Genomic DNA, 21,176 nt, shown 5'->3' with positions numbered 1-21,176 from the left:
CCCAGGCGTCACGTTCCGGCAACAACCGGCGACAACCGGCGACGCGCGCCACCGATCCTGCGAGTCTGACGCGAACACGTGTCGCAAGGGGATTCCGAGCATGGCGTTCACCAGGTCGTCCGAGCCGTTCCAGGAGCCGCCGGAGCACCGGTCCCGCTGGCTGTTAGCCACGGGCATCGCAGCTCTGCTGGTCTTCTTCGTGCCGTTGCTCGTCATCATCGCCATGGGCCAGAACTCGACGCCCGCCCAGGCCACCAGCACCACACAGCCCCGGGCCGCCGTCTTCCCGCAACCGCGGCTGATGCCCCCGCTGCCACCACCCGGCGCGCCCTGGCCCCCGCCGCCGGGTGCGCCGGTTCCGCCGGTGTGCACCCTGGAGTACCGGGTCGACCCCGGCGGGGCCACCAGCTGGACCGGGTTGATCACCCTCGGCGGCACGCTGGCCACCAGCGCCTCCGTCCCCGCCAAGGGCTCCCGGCCGGACACCCGGCAGGTCCCGGTGGGCGTCGAGGCCATCGCCCTGCCCGCCGCGCTCGCCCGGGACCACGGCCTCAGAGCCGTGCTGACCACCGGCAGCGGCAGCTTCGACTGCCTGGTCGGGCCCCAGTCCTGACCCCGGGGCCCCTCACTGCCTGGGGGCTTCGTTCCGGTAGGCCGCCGGCAGCAGGGACGTCACGACCTCCGCCGGAGCGGCGGGGCCGGACCAGGCCTCGTAGCGGCCGTTGGTCGCCGGCCTGCATCCGTCCAACTGCTGGTCGACCTCCACCATCCGGGTCCGTGCGGTGTCGGAGAAGACCTCCAGCACCGCGTACCCGCGCACGGCCGGGCAGTTGTACGTGCCGCTGGGCGGCGGTTCGGCCCGGTCGAGGGCCGACCGCAGCCGCTCGACCACGGCAGGGTCGGTGACCAGCACCTGCACCGCGAGGCGGACCGGCGCGGGATCGGCGTCCGTCGGCCGGTACGCGCACAGCCGGAGCCGGTCCGCGGACTGCGGGACCAGCGAGTGGTCCGCCCCGGGTTCGTTCGTGACCAGGGTCTTCGGCATGCCGGCCGGACAGCGGTCCGGCACCGTCGCCCCCGTGCCCGGCTCCGCCCCCGGCGTCGAAGGACTGCCCGGCGCCGACACCAGGGCCACCGGCCCGGGGTCGCCCGCCCTCGGACCGCCGCAGCCCGCGACCCCCGCCACCAGCGCCGGAGCCAGGGCCAGCGCGGCCACCGCGACCACCGGGTTGATCCTCCGCCGTCCCACCATCACGACCGCCTCCCACGTACGTACGCACCTGTTCGTACCGTCAGCGCTCGGACGCACCTCACCCAGACCCGGTTCCACCCGGCAGCCCCAGCACCGGTCACGGCTGTTGGGCGGACTCCTCGGCGGGCTGTTCCACGGCGGGCCGTTCCTTGTCGGACTGTTCCTTGTCGGGCGACTCCTTGGCGCCGTACGCGGCTCGGCTGGCCAGGATCTCCGCGTTGTGCTCGATGGCCCAGCCGGCGAGCGCCAGCGCGGGCGGGATCAGGCTCTTGCCCAGCGGGCTGAGCTCGTACTCGACCCGCGGCGGAACCTCCGCGTAGGCGGTGCGGGAGACCAGCCCGTCCCGTTCGAGATTCCGCAGGGTCAGGGTGAGCATCCGCTGCGAGATGCCGGGGATGTGCCGCTGCAGTTCGGTGAAGCGCATCCGCCCCTGGTCCAGCGTGGCCACGATCAGCATCGTCCACTTGTCGCAGATCCGGTCCAGGACGGCGCGGACGGTCCGGCCGCCGTCCCCGCGGATCATGCAGGTGTGCTCGTACCGCGCCTGCTCCCGCGCTTGCGCCCGCGCCATGACAGCTCCCTGTGCGTAGCTCACATCCGTGTGCCTTTTGTAGGCCCCGCTCCAGTGACTCATGATGGGGCAACTTACGATCCGTAACCATCGGAGGTCCCCCGTGCACGTCGCCTACTGGATCGTCGCCGGGCTGCTGGCGCTGTTCTAGGCCTACGCGGGCGGCAAGAAGCTGCTGCAGAGCCAGGAGCAGCTGCGGCCGATGATGGGCTGGGTCGACCAGGTGCCGATGCCGCTGGTCAGGGCCATCGGGACGGTGGAGGTCCTCGGCGCGCTGGGCCTGGTCCTGCCGCCGCTCACCGGCATCGCGGCCTTCCTCGCCTTCGCCGCCGCGGTCGGCCTGGCCGTGGTGCAGATCGGCGGCATGACGCTGCACCTGTCCCGCGGCGAGGTCCGGGAGATCGGACTGAACATCGGCCTCCTGCTGCTGGCCGCCGCGGCTGCCTGGCTGGGCACCATCTGGCTGTGAACCAGCAGATGAGCCCCCGCATTACCAAAGCCTTGCCCGCCCCGCCGGAAGCTACCTCTCCGCCCTCCCCGGGCATAGCCTGGAACTGCGAAGACGCACGGACTCGCTCATACGAGAGGAGAGTCCCATGTTTCTCTCGATTTCGACCGCCGCCGGGGGATCGGCCCTCACCGGCGCAGAAGCCGTCACCGTCGGCACCGTCGTCGGTGTGGTCATCATCGCGGTGCTGATCCTCGCGTTCGTCCTCGGCTCCCGCCGCAAGGAGCGCGAACCCCGCCCGGACCCGACCCCGCACTCCCCCGAGCGCGACGCCTGGTCCACCCCACCGAGCACCCCCGGCCACGCCCCCCACGGCGACGCCACCGTCCCCAGCCACTACGTGAACCTGCGTCCCTAGCCGGGGGTCGGGGGCAGGGCGGGGGCGGGCTCAGTAGTGCCAGTGGTACCGCCCGCTCACCATCCCGCAGGTGATGGTGTTGCCATGGGCGTCGACGGTCGAGAGCCCGGCGTCCTTGGTCGGGCAGAACTCCCCCGCCCGGTAGAAATTCCCCGACGGGGACTTGAGCACGCCACCACCCGCCCCGGCCCCTGACCCGCCACCGCTCGTCCCTCCGCTCGTCCCCCCGCCAGAACTCGGCTGATGGGTCGCAGCATGGGTAGCCGCATGCGTCGCGGCGGCGTGGGTCGCCTTCGGCGCGGCCTTGACGGTGTGAACCGGAGTAGGACTCGACGTCGGCGCGACCGTGGTCGGCACCACCGCCGAACTCGGCGCACTGACGCCGGCCCCCGACCCCGGCGACAACGTCCCACTCCTACTGCCGACCGCCACCGGCCGAGTCGCGCCCGAGGGCACCGTCTTCGGGGGATCGACGGCGGCCCCGATGGCACCGATTCCAACGAACAGCAGAAGCAGTCCGCCACAGCCGATCCCGGCTATCTTCCACTTACGCCGAGCAGTAACCGGCCGCGTCGGCGGCAACTGCCAAGGCCCTTGCGGAGTGGGGTAGTTGGACACAAGCTGCTCCCTGGATGGTCGAGGGGCGCAACCCTTCCAGAGTTGTGTACGTTCCATGGAGGAAGTAACCGAACAGTTACCGACCCACCCAGGCGTCCCCGTGGAAGTCTTCGCCGCACCCGCACCCGCACCCGCACCCGCACCCGCATACCGCAGCCCGCACCAGCCCGCTAGGGTGTGCAACCTGATCAAGGGGGGCACAGGGCGGGTGCACTACATATACGCGTTCGAATCGAGCACGCGGGACCAGGCAGCCTTGTGGCTCCTCACCGCGGTACTCATAGGTGAGATCGCCACATGGGCCGCCCCGAAACGCACCCGCCCCTGGCAACACGCCCTCGTCGCCACAGCGGTCACCGGGACACTCGTCCTGATCCCGATCATCGCAATTGGGTAGAGCATCTTCGCCTGACCGCGGCACACACGGACATCCCACAAGGGCCCGCAAGGCCATGCCCCTTGCCTGCGATGCAGGAGTCACATCCCAATTACTCGCCATCGAACATCCCCGTCGCCGTCCACTCCACCGTCACCGGCACCGACCCGGTGCGCGACTGCACGAGGCGGGCAGGGCCGAGGACGTCGGGCACGGGTTCCTCCAGGATGGTGGCCGTCCGGGGGACGTTGGTTGCCCGGACGGCCGTCTGTGGGGCGGCCGAGGCCTACAACTGGTACGTCCGGGCACGGTTGGACCGGCTGTGCCTGATCGGCCGCGGGCAGTCCGTTGGACAACGCACGACGGTCGCGCCTGCACCGGAGTCGCTGTGGATCTCGGCGACGATCCGGGCTGACTTGGACCAGGTACCACAGCGGTGGCAGTGGCCTGCGGCGGTGGCGTCCGCCGGGATCCCGGTGTCGCTCACGATGGGCCTCCTTCGGCGTGGTGCGGGCAGGCGCACGGTCGGGCTTGCCAGCCGAGCACCGGGTGCCGGTAGCCGGGGGCTGGGCACTTGGGGCAGCCGTGGACGAACTCCGGGTCTGTGTAGCCGACCTGGCACTCGGCCTGCATGTAGTCGGCCGGGTAGCCGGTGTTCGGCGGCACCAAGGCTGTGCTCATACGGCGCCGCCGAGGTGCTCGGGGCAGGCGACGACGGCCCAGCCGAGGCGACCGCCCTGCGGGGTGCCGGTGTAGACGTGGCCGGCCGCGGTCAGCGGGCCCGCGGTGGTGCCGCAGGCAATGCAGGCTCGGCCCTGAAGTTGGAGCAGAGTGGAGGCGTCGACCGGGAGCGGCTGGACGGGTGGCTGAGGTGGCGCGGTGGCCGCGATATCTGCCATGACCAGCACGTTAGGGACTGGCGATTCACCGTATGGGCACTGATTCTCAGATATTCGCCTGCCGCGGGGCGTGCTTCGCCGGGATTCTCACGGAGCTTCGAGGGCGGCCTGTGCAAGTGAGATCAGGTGCCGTGCCTGGCGACCGAAGACCGCGGTGTCGTTCAGCCACTCCCAGGCCTTGAGGTACAGCTGGACATCCGCCGCGTCGTCCAGCCACATCTCGGTGTTGAGGGTCTCGACCGTCACCAGGCGCTCGTCATAGATCATGAAGCCGTGTCCGGGTGAGCGGCGCATGGGCGCGCGTAGCGGGATGATGCCCAGCGAGACCGTGTCCAGGCCGATCAGTCCGCCGAGCCGGTCGAGCTGCGAGGCCATGATCTGACGGGGGCTGAGCAGGGTGTGCAGGGCCGCTTCCCAGACGAGGAAGTGGGAGCGGCGGTCGCGGTCGTACAGGGCTTCCTGCCGTTTCAGGCGGGCCCGCACGGCGTCTTCGGTGTCGCGGGGCGTCTCGCGGAAGTCGGCGTTCCTGGTGAAGACGCACCGGGCGTAGTCGGCCGTCTGCATCAGGCCGGGGATGATCGCGGGCTCGTAGCAGCACACCGTCTGGCTGCGAGACAGCTCGGTGGTGCCGAGTTCCTGGCGGGCCCGGTGGCCGGAGGCCAGTTGGCGCTTCCAGGTGCGGTACCGGGTCTCGAAGCCGCGCAGGCGGGCGACCAGCTCGGCGGCGACGTCGGGAGCGCCCACACCGTCAGCCCAGGCGCGCAGGTCCTCGGCGGTCGGGGTCTGCTTGCCCGTCTCCAGCTTGGAGACCTTCGACTGCGGCCAGCCGAGGCGTTCGGCGAGCTGGCGTCCAGTGATGCCGGCCTCGGCGCGAAGCTCCTGGAGCCGCGCGCCGAGGGTGACCCGGGCCTGTTGGAAGTCGGTGCTCACATGGCTGAAGGTACCGCCGCCGCGAACACCTGCGCAGGCTGTGCGTAGTGCCAAGCGGCGTCCCTGAGTTGGCACGCACCGAGCACCTCGGCCGAATCCTCGATCAGCTCGACACCGAGCGTGCGGTCCGAGCCGTCGAAGTGCAGCCGTGCCAGGACCTTGGAGTCGAACAGCCAGAAGTCGGCCTGGGGCAGCTTCAACTCCTCAGCCTTGCGCCGCCCGAGGATCCTGATGTCCTCGGGACGGCCCAACGCGCTGACCAGCAGGAAACGCTGATTGTCGGTCATCGGCTCATCCACGATGCGTACCCGCTCGAACCGCTTGCCGAGGGCCTGTTGCCGGGTCACGTTGAGCACCCACGGGCTGTCGGCCACCGGCGGTACGGCACCGGTTTGCAGGAACGCGCGGAAGTCGTCGGTGACCAGGTCAGCGGCGTAGGTACGCCTGCTCTCCAGTCTCCAAGCGGTGTGCTCGAAGTCTTTGAACAGGTGCGCGATGTCGCTGAAGGGGAGCAGTTGCCGCACGTCACGCCTTCGGCGCGAAGCGGGTGAGCAGGTCGCGCGGGACGATCACGAACGTCTCGGAGTCCTTGACGTCCCGCAGCTGCTCCAGCGCCTCCGAGTCGGTGAGGCGGTCGCCCTGGACGACGTAGCGGCCGTCGTCGGTCTCGTACAGGGTCGGGCATTCGCCGTCCTGCGAGGTCGTGCCGATGAACGTGAGCTTCATGGTGATCACCTTTCGCTCGATCCCGGATGCGTTACCGGGCTGCTGCGCACCGTAGCGCTGTTAGGGCGAGAATCAGAAGACCGCCCACGCCGCGCCGCCCCAGCACGCAGTGCTGCGGAGAGCAGGTGCAGACTGGAAGTCGAACCTGCTGAGGAGGTCGACCGGGACATCGCCGGGTTGGCTGCGGGCGTAGTCGGAAGGCTGCGCCAAGGCCGTCGGCAGCACCTCCGGGCTCACCTGCCGCCGGGAACGCGAAAGCGCCCCGACCGGTAAAGCCCAGTCAGAGCGCTAAGCAGCAGCTCAATGCAGGTTTCCCCGTGTTCGATCAGGGTGGGCCGTGTGGGACTCGAACCCACAACCTATGGATTAAAAGTCCACAGCTCTGCCAATTGAGCTAACGGCCCCTCGGCTGGTGGAACCTGTCGGGTGACGACGGCAGCCAGGGTGATCCTACCCGGAGATACCGGGGGCTTGGCCACCGGCTTTCCGTGGCGTCCCCCGCCCGGGTCAGCCACGTCGGGAGGGGCGGCGAACAGAAGGGACGGCGCGAGGGCCGCTGCCCCCGTCCCGTGGTGCGGGCGGGGCAGCGGCCCTCGGATGGTCGGCGCGTGGTCAGCGGTGCGGCTGCGCGCCGGGGGTGTCGCGGGGTGGGTCAGTTCTTCCAGCGCGGCTTGTTGTCGCGGTCGCCGAAGGAGCGGCCGGCGCCGCCCGTGGACGGGCCGCGGTCGTCGCGGCGCTGGAAGCCGCCGGTGCGGTTGTCGCGGTCGCCGAAAGAGCGGCTGCCGCCGGCCGAGGCCGGACGGTGGTCGTCGCGGCGGCCGAAGGACGGACGGCTGCTGCCGGACGCCGGACGGTCGCCGTAGGAGCGGCTGCCGCGGTCGTCACGGCTCTGGTACGGGGTGGACGGACGGCCGCTGCGCTCGCCGTAGCCGCCGCCGGTGTTGCCGCGGCTGCCCTGGTAGCCGCCGGTGCCGCGACCCGCGCTGCCCGAGGACGGACGGTCGTCACGACGCTGGAAACCACCGGAACGGTTGTCACGGTCCCGGTCACCGAACGAACGCCCACCCGAAGACGGACGGTCGTCGCGACGCTGGAAACCACCGGAACGGTTGTCACGGTCCCGGTCACCGAACGAACGCCCACCCGAAGACGGACGGTCGTCACGGCGCTGGAAACCACCGGAACGGTTGTCACGGTCCCGGTCACCGAACGAACGGCCAGCCGAGGACGGACGGTCGTCGCGACGCTGGAAGCTGCCCCGGTCGTCACGGCGCTGGAAGCCGCCGCGGTCGTCGCGGCCACGCTCGTCCCGGACCGAGGTGCTGCGCACCGGACGGGAGTCGTCGGCGTCTCCGGTCGCGCCCTGCGCCGGGACGGACGCCGCGGTTGCGGTCCCCGCCTCGCCGACGGAGGAGGCGGCGGATGCAGAAGCAGTCGCCGCATCGTCGTCGTCCTCGATGCCCAGCTCGGCTCGCTCGCGGGCCGCGCGGGCCTGCAGGCGGTCGGCGTCGGCGCGCAGGTCGGCGGCGTGCTTGGTGGCGCGCTCCAGCTCGCGGGTCAGCTCCTCGACGTCGCGCTCGGCCTGCTTGGCCTGGGTGGCGACGGACTCGGCCTGGACCTCGCTCAGCGAACGGGCGCCGGTGATCTTGATCAGGTCGGCGTCGAAGGCGCCGCCGACGATGTGCCGGGTGGCCTCGACCCCGGCGTCCTCCAGCAGGCGGAACACGCCGCGGCGCTGGTGCGGAAGGATCAGGGTGACGACCGTGCCGGAGCGGCCGGCCCGCGCGGTGCGGCCGGAGCGGTGCAGGTAGTCCTTGTGGTCACCGGCCGGGTCCACGTTCAGCACCAGGTCGACGTCGTCGACGTGGATGCCGCGGGCCGCGACGTCGGTGGCGACCAGGACGTTGACGTAGCCGTCCTTGAAGTCGCCCAGGGTGGCGGTGCGCGCGCCCTGGGTCATGCCGCCGTGCAGGGCGTCGGCGCGGACGCCGGCGTCGCGCAGCTGCTCGGCGACGCGGTCGCAGCCCATCTGGGTGCGGACGAAGATGATCGTCCGGCCCTTGCGGGCGGCGATGGCGTTGGTGACCGGGGCCTTGTCCTTGGGCTTCACGACCAGGACGTGGTGGGTCATGGTGGTGACGGCGCCGGCCGACGGGTCGACCTCGTGCGTCACCGGGTTCTTGAGGTAGCGCTTGACCAGGGTGTCGATCTCGTTCTCCAGCGTGGCGGAGAAGAGCATCCGCTGGCCGCCGGACGGGACCTGGTCGAGGATCTCGGTGACCTCGGGCATGAAGCCCATGTCGGCCATCTGGTCGGCCTCGTCCAGGACGACGACCTCGGTCTCGTCCAGCTTGCAGGCGCCGCGGTTGAGCAGGTCGCGCAGGCGGCCGGGGGTGGCGACGAGGACGTCGACGCCGCGCTCCAGCGCGTAGATCTGGTTGGACATCGAGGTGCCGCCGCAGACGACCTTGAGCCGCAGGCCGAGCACCGAGCCGTACGGCTCCAGCGCGTCGGCGACCTGCATGGCCAGCTCGCGGGTCGGGACCAGGATCAGGCCGCGCGGGTGCTTGGCCGTGCTGCGGCTGCCGCCGAGGCGGGTGAGCAGCGGCAGGCCGAAGCTCAGCGTCTTGCCGGAGCCGGTGCGGCCACGGCCGAGGACGTCCTGACCGGCCAGCGCGTCCGGGATGGTCGCGGCCTGGATCGGGAACGGCTCGGTGACACCCTTCTTCGCGAGAGTGCGGACGATGTCCTGGTGCAGGCCCAGGTCGCCGAAGGTGATCTTGGGGGTGCTGGGCTCGGCGTCGGCCTCGACGGACGCGTCGGACTCGGTGGTGGTGTTCGCGGTGGTGTCGGTTGCGGTGTCGACGGACTCGGTGGAGTCCGCGGTGACGGTGGCGGCGGGAGCCTCGGTGCCGTTTTCGGGCATGGCGAAGCGGTCGTCGTCAACGAGAGACATGAAGAACCTTCCGGGTGTTGGCACGCGCCAATTCCGCGGGGTTCACCTGCAACCGCCTCAATGCGGTCAGCCACGGAGTGCACGGTACGCGCCAGGGCGCCTGTTGGGAGTAAGCAGCGGCGCCGGGCAAATGAAACAAAGTAACGATCTACCAAGATAGCCTACGGCGTACCCGAGGTGCAAACGCCCTCAGGGGCGCCGCAGGCCGGGCCGTTCCGCGGGCGCTGCCGCCCGCTGCCCCTTCCACAGCAAGCCGGCCGCGCCGATTGTTCCCGACTCTCAAGAGCCGGTGCTGGCAGGGGCGGTGGGGGTGGAGCCGGGCGCAGTCGACGGCGCGTCAGTGGGCTCGGTACTGGTGGGGGGCTCGGGCGTGGGGCTCGGGGACGCGCTCGGCGCGCCGGTGGCACCGCCCGCGGCGCCGCCGTCGGCAGCGCCGCCGGGGGTGGGCGCGTCACCGCCGGTGGCCGCCGTCGGCTGCAGCCCGCCGGCCACCGCACCGGCCGGTGGGGGCGTCCCCGGACCGACACTGGCGCCCGCACTGGGGACGGCAGTTGAGGAGGCGTCAGGACTGTCCGCGGGCCTGCCGCCGATCCGGGCGCGCGCCGTGCCGTCCTGCGAGGTGGACGCCGCGGTCGAGCCGCCCACCAGCGGCGTTCCGGCGGAGCCCACGCCACCGGCGCCACCCGTGTCCATGCACCCCGACAACGCGCCCACCGCGAGCGCGGCCAGCACGGCCGCGCCGACCGCCCGGTTCACCCCGGCACGGCCGACTCCGGTACCGCTCACCCCGACATCGATGACTTCGGTCTTCCCCACCGCGCGCGGCCCCGCTTCCCGATCGGTCGACGGCCGCCCGCGACGGCCCCCTCTCCGGATCCAACGGCGGCACCGGGGAAAGGACACGGCCGACCACCCACGCCACCCGGGCGACCCGCCCGTCAGCCGTAGCCGAGGGCGTGCAGCCGCTCCTCGTCGATGCCGAAGTGGTGGCCGATCTCGTGCACCACGGTCACTCCGACCTCGGCGACCACCTCCTCCGTGGTCGCGCACATCCGCAGCGTGGGGTTGCGGTAGACGGTGATCCGGTCCGGCAGCACCCCGGCGTACCAGTCCCCGCGCTCGGTCAGCGGCGTGCCCTCGTAGAGGCCGAGCAGCTCGGGCCGTCCGGGCTCGGGGTCGTCCTCGACGAAGATCACCACGTTGTCCATCAGCCGGGTCAGCTCGGGCGGGATCCGGTCGAGTGCTTCGCCGACGAGCTCCTCGAACCGCTCTCGGGACATCTCCAGCACGGCGCTCCTCAGGGACGGTCCGCGGACGGTACGAGGTCAGGACCCCGCCGACCGGGTGGACGCTTGGAAACCATTTTGGCGATAACCGCCCCGATCCCATATGCTTCTGAACGTCCCCGACGGCCGCAAGGAAGCCGGGAGGGCCAGCGCCCTCATCGTCTAGTGGCCCAGGACGCCGCCCTTTCAAGGCGGTAGCACGGGTTCGAATCCCGTTGGGGGTACGCATTAAACCGCGTGCAGGTTCGCCTGTACGAGGCCTCGTGGAGCAGTTGGTTAGCTCGCCACCCTGTCAAGGTGGAGGTCGCGGGTTCAAGTCCCGTCGAGGTCGCAGTGGCCCTTTTCGAGGGTTCACGGCCAGGTAGCTCAGTTGGTACGAGCGACCGCCTGAAAAGCGGTAGGTCGGCGGTTCGACCCCGCCCCTGGCCACAGCGCAGGACAGCAGCCCCGGTGAGATCGCTCACCGGGGCTGCTGCGTTGCGCTGCCGTTTCAGTCGTTGGGCCGCAGCTGGTCGGCCGGGATCAGCGAGAACGCGGTAGCCCCGTCGAGCGACTCGCGCAGGATGTCGGCGTGGCCCGCGTGTCGGGCGATCTCCTGGACCAGCTGCAGCATGATCCAGCGGGCCGAGCGCCGGGCCCCGGCCGGGAACCAGGGTGCGGTCGGCAGCGGCACGGTGACGTCCAGGTCCGGCAGCGCCGCGATGATCTCGGCGGTCTCGGCGGCGACGGCGTCGGCGAACTTCAGCACGTCGTCCACGCTCTCGCCGTCCACCAGGCGGAACGAATCGCCCCAGTTCGACCCGTCCCGCTGCACCAGCGGGGGGCGTCCGGCCAGGTTGACCCTGGTCCAGGAGCTCTCCACCTCGGCGCAGTGCTTGACCAGGCCGGCCACCGACAGCTCGCTCACGGTCGGCCTGGCCGAGGCCTGCTCCTCGGTCAGGCCGCCCACGGCCCGCCGCAGCGCACCCCGCTGGGCCTCGACGAACAGGAGCAGCGCATCGCGCTCGTCGGCCTCTGCGGCGACAAGGGTCGGCATGGGAACCACCTTCCGTTCAACTGCTGTGCGTGTAGTCACACGCTAGAGGCGAAATGGGCCTACCTCCGACCTATTTGACCTTTTCGACCTGTTCCGGCTCATCAGCGCCGCTCCGGCCCATCGGCGCCGTTCCGGCTAATCCGCGGCCAGGGCGTCGGTGGCGGCGCGACCGGCGTCGACCGTGCGGCGCAGGAAGCCGATCAGCAGCTGCAGCTCGGCGGCCGAGTAGTCGTCGCAGAGGGCGTCCATCGACGCGGTCATCCCCCCGTAGAGGTGGAACAGCTCGGCGCTGCGCTCGCGCAGGGCGCGGACCAGGACGGCGCGGCGGTCGGCCGGGTCGCGTTCGCGGACGATCCAGCCGCCGCGCTCCAGCCGGTCCAGGATGCCGGTGGTGGTGGCCGGGTGCAGACCGGCCCGGCGGGCCAGCGCGCCGGGGCTGAGCGGACCGTGACGGCTGATCAGGTCCAGGCAGTCGACGTCGACCTCCTTGAGCTTCAGCCTCGCTCCGACCTGGGTGTTGAGCAGGGAGAGCTGGACGCTCAGCTCGCGCAGCGACTCCCTGACCGAGGTGCTGAGCCGTCGGCGCCCGCGCGGGTCCGCCTCGTCCTCAGATTCTACGGAACTCATATGATATCCTTCTCGTAACTTATGGCCTTCAGGTCAAGCGTATCCCGACCAGGGCCGTCAGGGAGAGACGCCGGAGCAGGGAACCCAGGAGAGGGCAACGCCATGATCGTGATCACCGGAGCGACCGGAACGGTGGGCCGGGAGACCCTGAAGCTGCTGCGGGACGGCGGCAGCCGGGCCGTCGCGGTCAGCAGGGACCCGGAGCGGGCGACGCGGGGCGAGTCCGCGCTGCCCGAGGGGGTGCGGGTGGTCGGCGGCGACCCGTCCGACCCCAAGACGCTGGCACCGGTCCTGGACGGGGCCGAGGCGCTGCTGCTCAGCCCGCGCGCGGTCGGCTCCGCCGGCGCCGAGCTGCTGGGCCTGGCGGCCGAGCGCGGGGTGCGGCGGGTGGTGGTGCTGTCGGCGGTCACCGTGGAGTACGGCGGCGGGTACGCGCGGTTCGCCGAGGGCTTCCGGGCGGTCGAGGACGCGGCCAAGGCGTCCGGCCTCGACTGGACCCTCCTGCGCTGCGCCGACTTCAGCGCCAACGCCCTGGCCTGGATCCCGCAGGTCCGGGCGACCGGCACTGTCCGCGGCGCCTACGGCGGGGCGGCGACGGCCGCGATCCACGAGCGCGACATCGCCGCCGTCGCGGTCCGGGCGCTGGTCGAGGACGGGCACGCCGGGCAGGCGTACGCGCTCACCGGCCCCGAGCTGGTGAACCAGCGCAAGAAGCTCCGGCTGATCAGCGAGGCCCTGGGCGAGCAGTTGGCCTGGCAGGAGATCGCCCCGGAGCAGGTCCGGCAGGGGATGCTCGCCCAGGGCCTGCCGGAGGACGTTCCCGACCGGCTGCTCGGCTACCTCGCCGAGTGCCTCCAGCGACCGGGACCGTCCACCGACACCGTCGAGCAGCTGCTCGGCCGACCGGCCCTCGACTTCGAGCAGTGGGCGGTCGACCACGCCGCCGCATTCCGGAAGTAGAAGCAAGCGGAAGTAGAAGCAAGCAGAAGGAGAGCAGCGATGACCGAGACCATCGACTTCACCATGATGTACGCGACCCACAACGCCTTCCGCCGCGACCTGCGCCGGCTGGCGGCGGCGGCCTCTGACCGGGACGGCCCCGGCGCGGTCCGGGCGGGCTGGGAGAACTTCAAGGCCCAGCTGCACCTGCACCACTCGGTCGAGGACACGCACCTGTGGCCGCGGCTGCAGCGCGCCGTCACCACGCCCGACGACCTCGCCCTGCTGCAGGACATGGAGGCCGAGCACGCCCTGATCGACCCGCTGCTGGCCGCCGTGGACGCGGCCCTGGACTCGGCCCCGGACCGAGCCCCGGCCGCGGCCCCGGCGACCGGCGGCGCGCACATCGGCGCGACCGGCGGCGCGAACGCTCTGGCCGAGGCGCTGGACCGGCTCGCCGCCGCCCTCGGGCACCACCTCGAACACGAGGAGGAGGACGCCCTGCCGCTGATCCAGGCGGAGCTGACGCCCGCCGACTGGAAGGCCTTCGCCAACGAGATGCGCCGCCGCCAGGGGGTCAAGGGCGCGGCGGTCTACGTCCCGTGGATCCTGGACGGCGCCCCGGCCGAGGAGCGGCGGCGCTTCCTGGGCGCGCTGCCGGCCCCGGTGACCGCGCTCAACCGCCTGCTCTGGCAGCCGCGTTACCTGCGCCGTCGGCTCTGGACCAGCTGACCGGGAGCGGTCCGCGCGGAATCTCCACACCCGCTTCGGCCGGACTTCCGCCGTCCGTCCCCAGAGCTTCGGCCGATCTTCGCCCCGGCGTCGCGGCGCAGGTCGGCCGGGGCCCCGCGGAGGGCCTAGGCTTACCGCATCCAAGGCGGGGACGGGGGCGGAATGACGTTGCTGATCGCGCATCGCGGGGATCCGCTGATGCTGCGGGAGAACACGCTGCCGTCCGTCCTGTCGGCGATGACCGAGGGCGCGGACTGGGTCGAGGTCGACGTCAAGCTGACCCGGGACGGTGTGGCGGTGCTGCTGCACGACGACACGCTGACCCGGCTCTGGGGGCACGAACTGCCGGTGGCCTCGCTCTCCTTCGCCGAACTGGAGGCGCTGACCCGGGACGACCGCTGGCGCATCCCGACCCTGCGCGAGGCCCTGGAACTGGCCTGCGGCACCGGGGTTCCGCTGATGGTGGACGTGCCCAGGCCGGCCGAGGCGCTGGCGGCGGCGGAACTGGTCGGCTCGCTGGGCTGCTTCGCGACCGCGGTGTTCACCGGGCCGCCGGTCGCGCTGGCCCTGGTCCGCGAGGCGGCGCCGCAGGCCTGCATCGCGATGAGCTGGGAGTCCCCGATGCCGCCGCGGCCCGCGCTGCTGCACCGGGTGCGGCCGGACTACGTCAACCCGCACCACCGCTGGCTCACCAGCGGACGCATCGCCCGGCTGCAACGGCGCGGGCTGAAGGTCAGCACCTGGACCGTGGACTCCCCGCGCCGGATGGCGGCGCTGGCGGCGGCCGGGATCGACGCGATCATCTCCAACGACCTGCGCTCACTGCGGCACGTGCTGGCCCTGCACTCCCCCGGCCGCCCGAAGAAATAGCCGGGGAAATCGCGCGCGACCAACGCGTGGTAATAATAGTTCGAATACCCCGTATGCCACGGGAATGTGCGTCCGGCAAATAGTGAGCTGTATATTCCCCCGGTAAAGCTGGTGTTGCAATCACGGGGGAAGACAGATGAATGGCGACCCCACGCCCCTGCCGGAACGATTCAGCGCATGGGACCGCCGCCGGGCGGGCTGGGGCGGGGCCATCTACCGCGGTCGGGCCCTGCCGGGGCCGGACGACCTGGTGCTGATGTCCAACGACTACCTCGCCCTCGGCAGCGCCCCCGAGGTGCTGCAGGCGCAGGTCGACTCGCTGCTGAGGCACGGCAACGGGCTGATGATGTCCGGGGCCTTCACCGGGGACGACGATCCGCGGCAGGCCCTGGAGCAGCGGTTCGCGGAGCTGATGCGGGCCCCGGCGGCGATGCTCTGCCAGTCCGGCTGGGCCGCGAACGTCGGCCTGATCCAGGCGGTCGCACCGGCCGGGTCGCCGGTGTACGCGGACGTCACGGCGCATATGTCGCTGTGGGCCGGAATTCAGGCGGCGGGCGCGCTCGCGCGTCCTTTTCCGCACAATGACCTGGAATATCTCGAACGGCTGATCGGACGGCACGGCCCCGGTCTGATCGCGGTGGACGCCCTCTACAGCGTCACCGGCGACCTCTGCCCGCTGGCGGAGCTGGTCGCGGTCGCCGAGCGGACCGGGTGCGAGGTGGTCGCGGACGAGTCGCACACCCTGGGCGTGCTCGGTCCGCAGGGCGCCGGGCTGACCGCGGCGCTGGGCCTGACCGAGCGGGTCGCCTACCGGACGGTCAGCCTGGCCAAGGCCTTCGCCGGACGGGCCGGGCTGATCGCCTGCTCGCGGCGGGCGGCGGACTTCCTGCCGTTCCACGCCTATCCGGCGATCTTCAGCTCCACCCTGCTGCCGCACGACCTGGCCGGTCTGGCAGCGGTGCTGAATCGTATCCTCACCGCTGACGACCGGCGCGAGCGCCTGCTCCGGCAGTCCGCCGCGCTGCGCGCCGGGCTGACCGCCGTCGGCTACAGCATCGCCCCCAGCGAGAGCTGGATCGTCCCGCTCCAGCCGGGCACCGAGCAGCGGATCTCGCTGCTGCAGCACCTGCTGGACGGCGAGGGGGTGTTCGGCGCCCCGTTCATCCCGCCCGCCGTGGGCAACAACCGCTGCGTGCACCGGCTCTCGGTGCACTCGGAGCTCACCGACCGGGACCTGGACCGGGTCCTGGACGCCTGCGCCCGGGTCCGCGACAAGGCCGGGGTGCAGGACTGGAAATCGACCCGCCGCATGTGCGCGGCGACCCCTACCGAGACCTGACCGAGGAGTAGCGCCACCATGCAGGACACCCACGACCTGGCCCACGACCGGATCACCAGGATCACCCGGATCGTCAGCGACCACCTGGAGATCGAGCCGGACGAGATCGCCCCCGGCGACCGCTTCGTCGAGGACCACGGTGCCGACTCGCTCGCGCTGATCGGCGTACTGGCCGCGCTGGAGGCCGAGTTCAAGGTCGGCATCGACCAGTCCGAGCTGCCGCGGATGACCGACATCAGCAGCGTGGACCGGGTCATCGCCGAGATCAGCGGCTGGTAGCGGACCGATGCCCGCTGCCCGCGACACCCGTCCCCCCGTTCCACCCCAGCGCCGCCGGGTCGTCGTCACCGGGCTCGGCGTGGTCTCCAGCATCGGCATCGGCCAGGCGGAGTTCGCCGCCGGGCTGCGCGCCGGGCGCAGCGGGGTCAGTCCGATCACCGCGTTCGACACCACCGGCTACGCCCACGCCAACGGCTGCCAGGTGCTCGGCTTCCGTCCCGAGGAGTGGATCCACCGGGTGCCGACGGCCGAGCTCGGCCGGGCCGGGCGGTTCTCCGCCGCGGCCGGGCGGATGGCGGTGCTGGACGCCGGCCTCACCGGAGCCGACCTGCGCGGGGTGCGCTGCCAGATCTCCATCGGCACCACCGACGGCGAGTCCTTCGACCTGGACCGGCTCACCGCCGCCGAACTGGCGGGCGGTCCGCGGTCGTTGGACCCGAAGCTGGCCAAGCGGACGGCCTCGACCCGGCTCTCGGTCGCGGTCGCCCGCGAACTCGGCCTGGACGACGCCGAGGTGCTGACCGTAGGCACCGCCTGCTCGGCGGGCAACTACGCGATCGGCAACGGCCTGGACGCGATCCGCGGCGGCGAGGCCGACATCGCGCTGTGCGGCGGCGCGGACGCTGTCTGCCGGAAGACCTTCACCGCGTTCTACCGGCTCGGCACCATCGCCCCCGACTGCTGCCGCCCGTTCGACGCGGACCGGCAGGGCATCCTCACCGGCGAGGGCGCCGGGGTGCTGCTGCTGGAGAGCCTGGACTCGGCGCTGGCGCGCGGGGCCCGGATCTACGCCGAGGTGCTGGGGTACGGGCTGAACTGCGACGCCTCGCACCCGGTCGCGCCGAACCAGGCCAGCGTGGCCCGCTGCATGGAACTGGCGCTGGCCGACTCCGGGGTGAAGCCGGAGGAGGTCGACCTGGTCTCCGCGCACGGCACCGGGACCAGGGCCAACGACATCACCGAGTCCCGGGCGATCCGCGAGGTCTACGGCGACAGCCCGCCGCGGACCGTCTCGCTGAAGTCGATGTTGGGTCACACCATGGGCGCGGCAAGCGCGTTGGGTGCCATCGCCTGTGCGCTGGCGATCACCCACGGCTTCATCCCGCCGACGGTCAACCACCGCCGCACCGACCCCGAGTGCGCGATCGACTGCGTGCCCAACACCGCGGTCACGGCGGACCTGCGGATCGTGCAGAACAACGGCCTGGCGTTCGGCGGCAACAACGCGGTGGTCGTCCTCGGAAAAGGAGCAGCAGGATGCTGACCGTCACCGGCTGGTCCGCGGTCTCCCCGTACGGGCTGGGCCGGGACGCCTTCACCGAGGGCGTGCTGGCCCGGCGGCCCACCGGCGCCGCGCCGGATCGGGCCCGTTATCCGACGCCGGACGAACAGGCCTGCCTGGTACCGAACTTCGACGTCCGGCAGGTACTGGGCCGGAAGGGCACCCGGGCGATGAACCGGGTGACCGGTCTCGCGGTGAGCGCCGTCGGCGCGCTGGCCCGCCCCGACGGCGAGGGCCCCGGGACCGCGCTGGTGCTGGGCACCACCACCGGCAGCCTGCAGTCGATGACGGACTTCACCCGCGCCTCGCTCACCGGCGACCGCCCGTTCGACGTCGACCCCACCGTCATCCCCAACAGCGTGATGAACTGCGCCGCGGCCCAGTGCGCCATCTGGCACCGGATCGAGGGCCCCAACACCACACTGGCCTGCGGGCGGCCCAGCGGGCTGCTGGCGCTGGCGTACGCGCGCCGGCTGCTGCGGAACGGGCGCGCGGACGCGGCGCTGTGCGGGGCGGCCGAGGAGTACACGTCCGCCCGGTCCTGGATCGAGCACCACAGCCGGGACGGCGCCCCGGCGCTGCTCGGCGAGGGCGCGGCGGTGCTCCGGGTCGAGCTGGGCGGCGGCGGCCCCGACGGCGAGCGCGGCGGCGGCCGGGGCGCCCGGTCGAGCGCGGTGCTCGCGCTGCACTCGCGGGTGCGGCTGCCCGGCGCGGACACCGCGGCGGTGGTCGCCGCGGTGGTCCGGCAGGCGCTGTTGCAAGCTGAACTGACGGCTGATCAGGTCTGGGCGGCGATCCCCTCCGGCCTCTGCGCGGAGGAGACCACGGCGCTGGAGGCGGCGTTCGGCGCCGACCCGCTGCACCGGGTGCCGCCGGTCGCGGAGCTGCTCGGCGACACCGGTGCGGCCTCGGCCGCGTTCCAGCTCGCCACCGCCCTGGCGCTGGCGGCCGAGGCGCCCGGACGGATCGCCGTGGTCACCTCGGTCGACCCGGACGGCATGGTCGCCGCCGCGGTGCTGCGGCTGGCCCAGGAACCCCAGGCACACCATGAGCCACAAGTACCCCGGGAACCCCAGAACTCGCAGCAATCGCAGGAGGAGCAGGCATGAGCGGGATCGCACTGGTCAGCGGTGGCTCGCGGGGCATCGGCGCGGCCACCGTGCTGCGCCTCGCCCAGGACGGCTGGGACGTCGGCTTCTGCTACCGCTCCGACGAGCAGGCCGCCCAGCTGGTCGAGAAGACCGCGGGCGAGTACGGCGTCCGGGTCCGGGCAGTGCGGGCGGACGTGGCCGACGCCGCCGACTGCAAGGAGTTCGTGGCCCGGATCGAGGACGAACTCGGCCCGGTCGGCGCGGTGGTGAGCAGCGCCGGGATCACCAGGGACCGTCCGCTGGCGCTGATGGACGACGCCGACTGGCACCAGGTGCTGGACACCAACCTGGACGGCGCCTTCCACCTCTGCCGGGCCGCGGTCTTCCCGATGATGAAGCGCGGTCGCGGCTCGGTGGTCACCCTCTCCTCGGTCTCCGGGGTGTACGGCAACGCCTCGCAGGTCAACTACGCGGCGTCCAAGGCCGGGATCATCGGCTTCACCAAGGCGCTGGCCAAGGAGGTCGGCCGCTACGGCGTCCGGGCCAACGCGGTGGCCCCCGGCCTGATCGACACCGACATGACGGCCGCCCTGCCGGAGAAGGTCCGCGCGAAGCTGCTCGGCTCGGTGGCGCTGCGCCGCTTCGGCACCGCGGCGGAGGTCGCCGACCTGGTGGCGTTCCTGGTCTCGTCGCAGGCCGCCTATGTCACCGGCAGCGTGCTGGAGGTGCACGGTGGCATCTCGCTCTGACACCTCCGGCCGGGACTACGACGCGGTGGTGGTCGGCGGCGGGATGGGCGGGCTGGTCTGCGCCGCGTACCTGGCCGTGGCCGGGCGGCGGGTGCTGCTGGCCGAGCAGCACGACGTGGTCGGCGGCAACAGCCAGGTGTTCCGGCGGCGCCGCCGCTACGAGTTCGACGTCGGCGTGCACTACCTCGGCGACTGCGGCCCGGACGGCATCCTCCCGGCGATCCTGTCCGGCCTCGGCGCGGCCGGCCGGATCGGCTTCCGGCCGATGGACCGGGACGGCTTCGACCGGCTGCTGCTGCCCGGCCTGGCGGTGGACGTCCCGGTCGGCTGGGACCGCTACCGGGAGCGGCTGACCGCCGCGCTGCCGGGCGAGGCGGCCGGGATCACCCGCTGTCTCGCGGTGCTCCGGGCCGCCGCCGAGGACCTGCGCGGCAAGCTCACCGGCCGGTGGCAGCCGGGCGACGCCGCCCACCGGGAGCTGCTGCTGCACAGCCCCGGCACGCTGGGCGCGCTGTTCGCCCGCTGGGGCCTGTCCCCGCGCGCGGCGACCCTGCTCGCCGCCCAGTCCGGCAACTACGGCAGCCCGCCGTCCAGGACCCAGGTCGTGGTGCACGCCGCGATGCTGGACCACTACCTCCGCGGCGCGTACTACCCGCTCGGCGGCGGCCAGATGCTGCCGGCCACCCTGGTCGAGGTGATCGAGGCGCACGGCGGCACGGTGCGCACCCGCTGCCCGGTCGAGCGGATCGCGGTCGGGGACGACCGGCGGGTGCGCGGCGTGCTGCTCGCGGGCGGCGAGAGCGTCCGGGCCCCGGTCGTGGTCTCCAACGCGGACTACCGCAGCACCGTGCTGACGCTGTGTCAGCCGAGCGTCTTCCCGGCCTCGGTGGTGTCCAGGACCGAGGCGGCCGGCTCCCGGGCCGCCGTCGCGGTGGTGTACCTGGCGCTGGACCGGCCGCTGGAACTGCCCAACGCCAACCTGTGGTGCTGGGCCGACGACGACGTGGAGCGCTGCTACGCCAGGGCGCTGGCCCCGGCGGCGGACGGCACGGCGGCGGACGGCGGGCAGGCCGCCGAGGTGCCGTTCGCCTTCCTGTCCTTCGCCTCGCTGAAGGATCCGGGCAACCCCCTGGTCTGCCCGCCGGGGCACAGCAACTTCCAGGTGATGACCCTGGTCCCGCCCGACGACGGCCGGGAGCTCGCGGGCTACCGCCGCGACCGCGACTACCTGGCCGCGAAGGCCCGGCTGACCAACGCCCTGCTGGACGCCGCGGAGCAGGCCGTCGGCCCGTTCCGGGACCGGATCACGCACCAGGAGTCGGCCACAGCGCGGACCAACCGGCGCTACACCGGCAGCGGCTCCGGCAGCCCCTACGGCCTCGACCACTGGGGCGGGCCCGGCCGCCGCCCGGACGTCAGGACGTCCGTCGAGGGCCTGTACGTGACCGGGCGGGACACCCGGCACCAGGCGGGCATCGCCGGAACCGCCGTCGGCGGCATCACCGCCGCCGGCCATGTGCTGGGCCGCCCCGGGCTGCTGCCCGAGGTGTACGCGGGCGCGGTGCTCGGCGACCCGGACCTGCTGCCGCGGCGGGGCGCCGACTTCGACCCGCTGCGGGTCTCCCGCGGCCTGGCCCGCCGGGACGCGCGCGGCCTGGCCCGGATCGACCCTCCCGTGCTCGCGGGCCGACCGGGACGACCGGGGTGACCGCGGGGTGACCGCATCGGCCGGAGCACCGGACGACACCGGGG

The 21,176-nt window shown here is 72.4% G+C and carries 24 protein-coding genes, 4 tRNA genes and 1 pseudogene; 15 read left to right on the top strand and 14 right to left on the bottom strand.

The features are described from left to right. Window positions 1-100: 100 nt before the first annotated feature. Window positions 101-613, top strand: a complete 513-nt coding sequence (locus ACEZDE_RS17925) for a hypothetical protein (RefSeq protein ID WP_380537291.1) — start codon at window positions 101-103, stop codon at window positions 611-613. A gap of 12 nt (window positions 614-625) precedes the next feature. Here ACEZDE_RS17925 and ACEZDE_RS17920 read toward each other — a convergent pair whose 3' ends face one another. After that, on the bottom strand, window positions 626-1,252 hold the full coding sequence (locus ACEZDE_RS17920) for a hypothetical protein (protein WP_380537290.1): 627 nt from the start codon (window positions 1,250-1,252) through the stop codon (window positions 626-628). Window positions 1,253-1,349: 97 nt separating this feature from the next. Beyond that, window positions 1,350-1,823 (bottom strand): winged helix-turn-helix transcriptional regulator, encoded by a 474-nt coding sequence (locus ACEZDE_RS17915; protein ID WP_380537289.1) that lies wholly within the window; start codon window positions 1,821-1,823, stop codon window positions 1,350-1,352. 103 nt (window positions 1,824-1,926) lie between these two features. On the opposite strand from ACEZDE_RS17915, the pseudogene ACEZDE_RS17910 reads away from it, so the two are divergent. Together ACEZDE_RS17910 and ACEZDE_RS17905 are read left to right on the top strand one after the other, a co-directional pair. Continuing rightward, window positions 1,927-2,292: pseudogene (locus ACEZDE_RS17910) on the top strand (DoxX family protein). 127 nt (window positions 2,293-2,419) lie between these two features. Further along, the gene (locus tag ACEZDE_RS17905) at window positions 2,420-2,689 is read left to right on the top strand and encodes a DUF6479 family protein (RefSeq protein ID WP_380537288.1); all 270 of its coding nucleotides are present in this window, start codon (window positions 2,420-2,422) and stop codon (window positions 2,687-2,689) included. 30 nt (window positions 2,690-2,719) lie between these two features. On the opposite strand, the gene ACEZDE_RS17900 is transcribed toward ACEZDE_RS17905, so the two are convergent. From ACEZDE_RS17900 to ACEZDE_RS17855, 10 genes are all read right to left on the bottom strand, one after another. Next, window positions 2,720-2,860, bottom strand: coding sequence for a hypothetical protein (locus ACEZDE_RS17900; RefSeq protein WP_380537287.1), 141 nt, complete (start codon window positions 2,858-2,860; stop codon window positions 2,720-2,722). 1,306 nt (window positions 2,861-4,166) lie between these two features. Further along, entirely contained in the window at window positions 4,167-4,364 is a 198-nt protein-coding gene (locus ACEZDE_RS17895) for a hypothetical protein (protein ID WP_380537286.1), read from the bottom strand. Next, complete coding sequence (locus tag ACEZDE_RS17890) at window positions 4,361-4,582, bottom strand: hypothetical protein (protein ID WP_380537285.1); 222 nt, start codon at window positions 4,580-4,582, stop codon at window positions 4,361-4,363. Before ACEZDE_RS17890 ends, ACEZDE_RS17895 begins: the two co-directional genes overlap by 4 nt. Before the next feature lie 87 nt (window positions 4,583-4,669). Further along, window positions 4,670-5,512, bottom strand: coding sequence for a helix-turn-helix domain-containing protein (locus ACEZDE_RS17885; RefSeq protein WP_380537284.1), 843 nt, complete (start codon window positions 5,510-5,512; stop codon window positions 4,670-4,672). Continuing rightward, window positions 5,509-6,036 carry a DUF6879 family protein gene (locus ACEZDE_RS17880; protein WP_380537283.1) on the bottom strand — a complete coding sequence of 176 codons (528 nt, stop codon included), beginning with the start codon at window positions 6,034-6,036 and terminating at the stop codon, window positions 5,509-5,511. Before ACEZDE_RS17880 ends, ACEZDE_RS17885 begins: the two co-directional genes overlap by 4 nt. 1 nt (window position 6,037) lies before the next feature. Next, entirely contained in the window at window positions 6,038-6,238 is a 201-nt protein-coding gene (locus tag ACEZDE_RS17875) for a hypothetical protein (protein WP_380537282.1), read from the bottom strand. A 331-nt stretch (window positions 6,239-6,569) separates the two neighbouring features. Then, a tRNA-Lys gene (locus ACEZDE_RS17870) sits at window positions 6,570-6,642 on the bottom strand. A gap of 248 nt (window positions 6,643-6,890) precedes the next feature. Continuing rightward, complete coding sequence (locus tag ACEZDE_RS17865) at window positions 6,891-9,194, bottom strand: DEAD/DEAH box helicase (protein WP_380537281.1); 2,304 nt, start codon at window positions 9,192-9,194, stop codon at window positions 6,891-6,893. A 279-nt stretch (window positions 9,195-9,473) separates the two neighbouring features. Next, entirely contained in the window at window positions 9,474-9,980 is a 507-nt protein-coding gene (locus ACEZDE_RS17860; RefSeq protein ID WP_380537280.1) for a hypothetical protein, read from the bottom strand. Between the two features lie 152 nt (window positions 9,981-10,132). After that, window positions 10,133-10,483 carry a metallopeptidase family protein gene (locus ACEZDE_RS17855; protein ID WP_380537279.1) on the bottom strand — a complete coding sequence of 117 codons (351 nt, stop codon included), beginning with the start codon at window positions 10,481-10,483 and terminating at the stop codon, window positions 10,133-10,135. A gap of 148 nt (window positions 10,484-10,631) precedes the next feature. Here ACEZDE_RS17855 and ACEZDE_RS17850 point away from each other — a divergent pair. From ACEZDE_RS17850 to ACEZDE_RS17840, 3 genes are all read left to right on the top strand, one after another. Then, window positions 10,632-10,704 (top strand) — tRNA-Glu (locus tag ACEZDE_RS17850). A gap of 33 nt (window positions 10,705-10,737) precedes the next feature. Then, window positions 10,738-10,811 (top strand) — tRNA-Asp (locus tag ACEZDE_RS17845). A 24-nt stretch (window positions 10,812-10,835) separates the two neighbouring features. Then, window positions 10,836-10,909: transfer RNA gene (locus ACEZDE_RS17840), tRNA-Phe, on the top strand. A gap of 61 nt (window positions 10,910-10,970) precedes the next feature. Here the strand turns inward: ACEZDE_RS17840 and ACEZDE_RS17835 are convergent. Both ACEZDE_RS17835 and ACEZDE_RS17830 read right to left on the bottom strand, forming a co-directional pair. After that, entirely contained in the window at window positions 10,971-11,516 is a 546-nt protein-coding gene (locus tag ACEZDE_RS17835; RefSeq protein WP_380537278.1) for a DinB family protein, read from the bottom strand. A 135-nt stretch (window positions 11,517-11,651) separates the two neighbouring features. Further along, window positions 11,652-12,143 (bottom strand): MarR family transcriptional regulator, encoded by a 492-nt coding sequence (locus tag ACEZDE_RS17830; protein WP_380537277.1) that lies wholly within the window; start codon window positions 12,141-12,143, stop codon window positions 11,652-11,654. A 102-nt stretch (window positions 12,144-12,245) separates the two neighbouring features. On the opposite strand from ACEZDE_RS17830, the gene ACEZDE_RS17825 reads away from it, so the two are divergent. The 9 genes from ACEZDE_RS17825 to ACEZDE_RS17785 all read left to right on the top strand — a co-directional run bounded on the left by ACEZDE_RS17825 (window position 12,246) and on the right by ACEZDE_RS17785 (window position 21,132). Beyond that, window positions 12,246-13,103 carry an NAD(P)H-binding protein gene (locus ACEZDE_RS17825; protein ID WP_380537276.1) on the top strand — a complete coding sequence of 286 codons (858 nt, stop codon included), beginning with the start codon at window positions 12,246-12,248 and terminating at the stop codon, window positions 13,101-13,103. Between the two features lie 39 nt (window positions 13,104-13,142). Beyond that, on the top strand, window positions 13,143-13,814 hold the full coding sequence (locus ACEZDE_RS17820) for a hemerythrin domain-containing protein (RefSeq protein ID WP_380537275.1): 672 nt from the start codon (window positions 13,143-13,145) through the stop codon (window positions 13,812-13,814). A 162-nt stretch (window positions 13,815-13,976) separates the two neighbouring features. Then, the gene (locus ACEZDE_RS17815) at window positions 13,977-14,684 is read left to right on the top strand and encodes a glycerophosphodiester phosphodiesterase (protein ID WP_380537274.1); all 708 of its coding nucleotides are present in this window, start codon (window positions 13,977-13,979) and stop codon (window positions 14,682-14,684) included. A 136-nt stretch (window positions 14,685-14,820) separates the two neighbouring features. After that, window positions 14,821-16,023, top strand: coding sequence for an alpha-hydroxyketone-type quorum-sensing autoinducer synthase (gene cqsA, locus ACEZDE_RS17810; protein WP_380537273.1), 1,203 nt, complete (start codon window positions 14,821-14,823; stop codon window positions 16,021-16,023). 18 nt (window positions 16,024-16,041) lie between these two features. After that, entirely contained in the window at window positions 16,042-16,302 is a 261-nt protein-coding gene (locus ACEZDE_RS17805; protein ID WP_380537272.1) for an acyl carrier protein, read from the top strand. Between the two features lie 7 nt (window positions 16,303-16,309). Then, on the top strand, window positions 16,310-17,566 hold the full coding sequence (locus ACEZDE_RS17800) for a beta-ketoacyl-[acyl-carrier-protein] synthase family protein (RefSeq protein ID WP_380537271.1): 1,257 nt from the start codon (window positions 16,310-16,312) through the stop codon (window positions 17,564-17,566). Next, on the top strand, window positions 17,560-18,693 hold the full coding sequence (locus tag ACEZDE_RS17795; protein ID WP_380537270.1) for a beta-ketoacyl synthase N-terminal-like domain-containing protein: 1,134 nt from the start codon (window positions 17,560-17,562) through the stop codon (window positions 18,691-18,693). Before ACEZDE_RS17800 ends, ACEZDE_RS17795 begins: the two co-directional genes overlap by 7 nt. Beyond that, window positions 18,690-19,424, top strand: coding sequence for a 3-oxoacyl-ACP reductase FabG (gene fabG, locus ACEZDE_RS17790; protein WP_380537269.1), 735 nt, complete (start codon window positions 18,690-18,692; stop codon window positions 19,422-19,424). Before ACEZDE_RS17795 ends, fabG begins: the two co-directional genes overlap by 4 nt. After that, complete coding sequence (locus ACEZDE_RS17785; RefSeq protein WP_380537268.1) at window positions 19,408-21,132, top strand: phytoene desaturase family protein; 1,725 nt, start codon at window positions 19,408-19,410, stop codon at window positions 21,130-21,132. Before fabG ends, ACEZDE_RS17785 begins: the two co-directional genes overlap by 17 nt. The last annotated feature ends 44 nt before the right edge of the window (window positions 21,133-21,176 follow it).

The organism is Streptacidiphilus cavernicola (genome assembly GCF_042510955.1).
GTDB classification, from domain to species: Bacteria; Actinomycetota; Actinomycetes; order Streptomycetales; family Streptomycetaceae; genus Streptacidiphilus; species Streptacidiphilus cavernicola.
The sequence above is the reverse complement of the archived record's forward strand: the minus strand, read 5'-3'. Positions and strand labels throughout refer to the sequence as shown.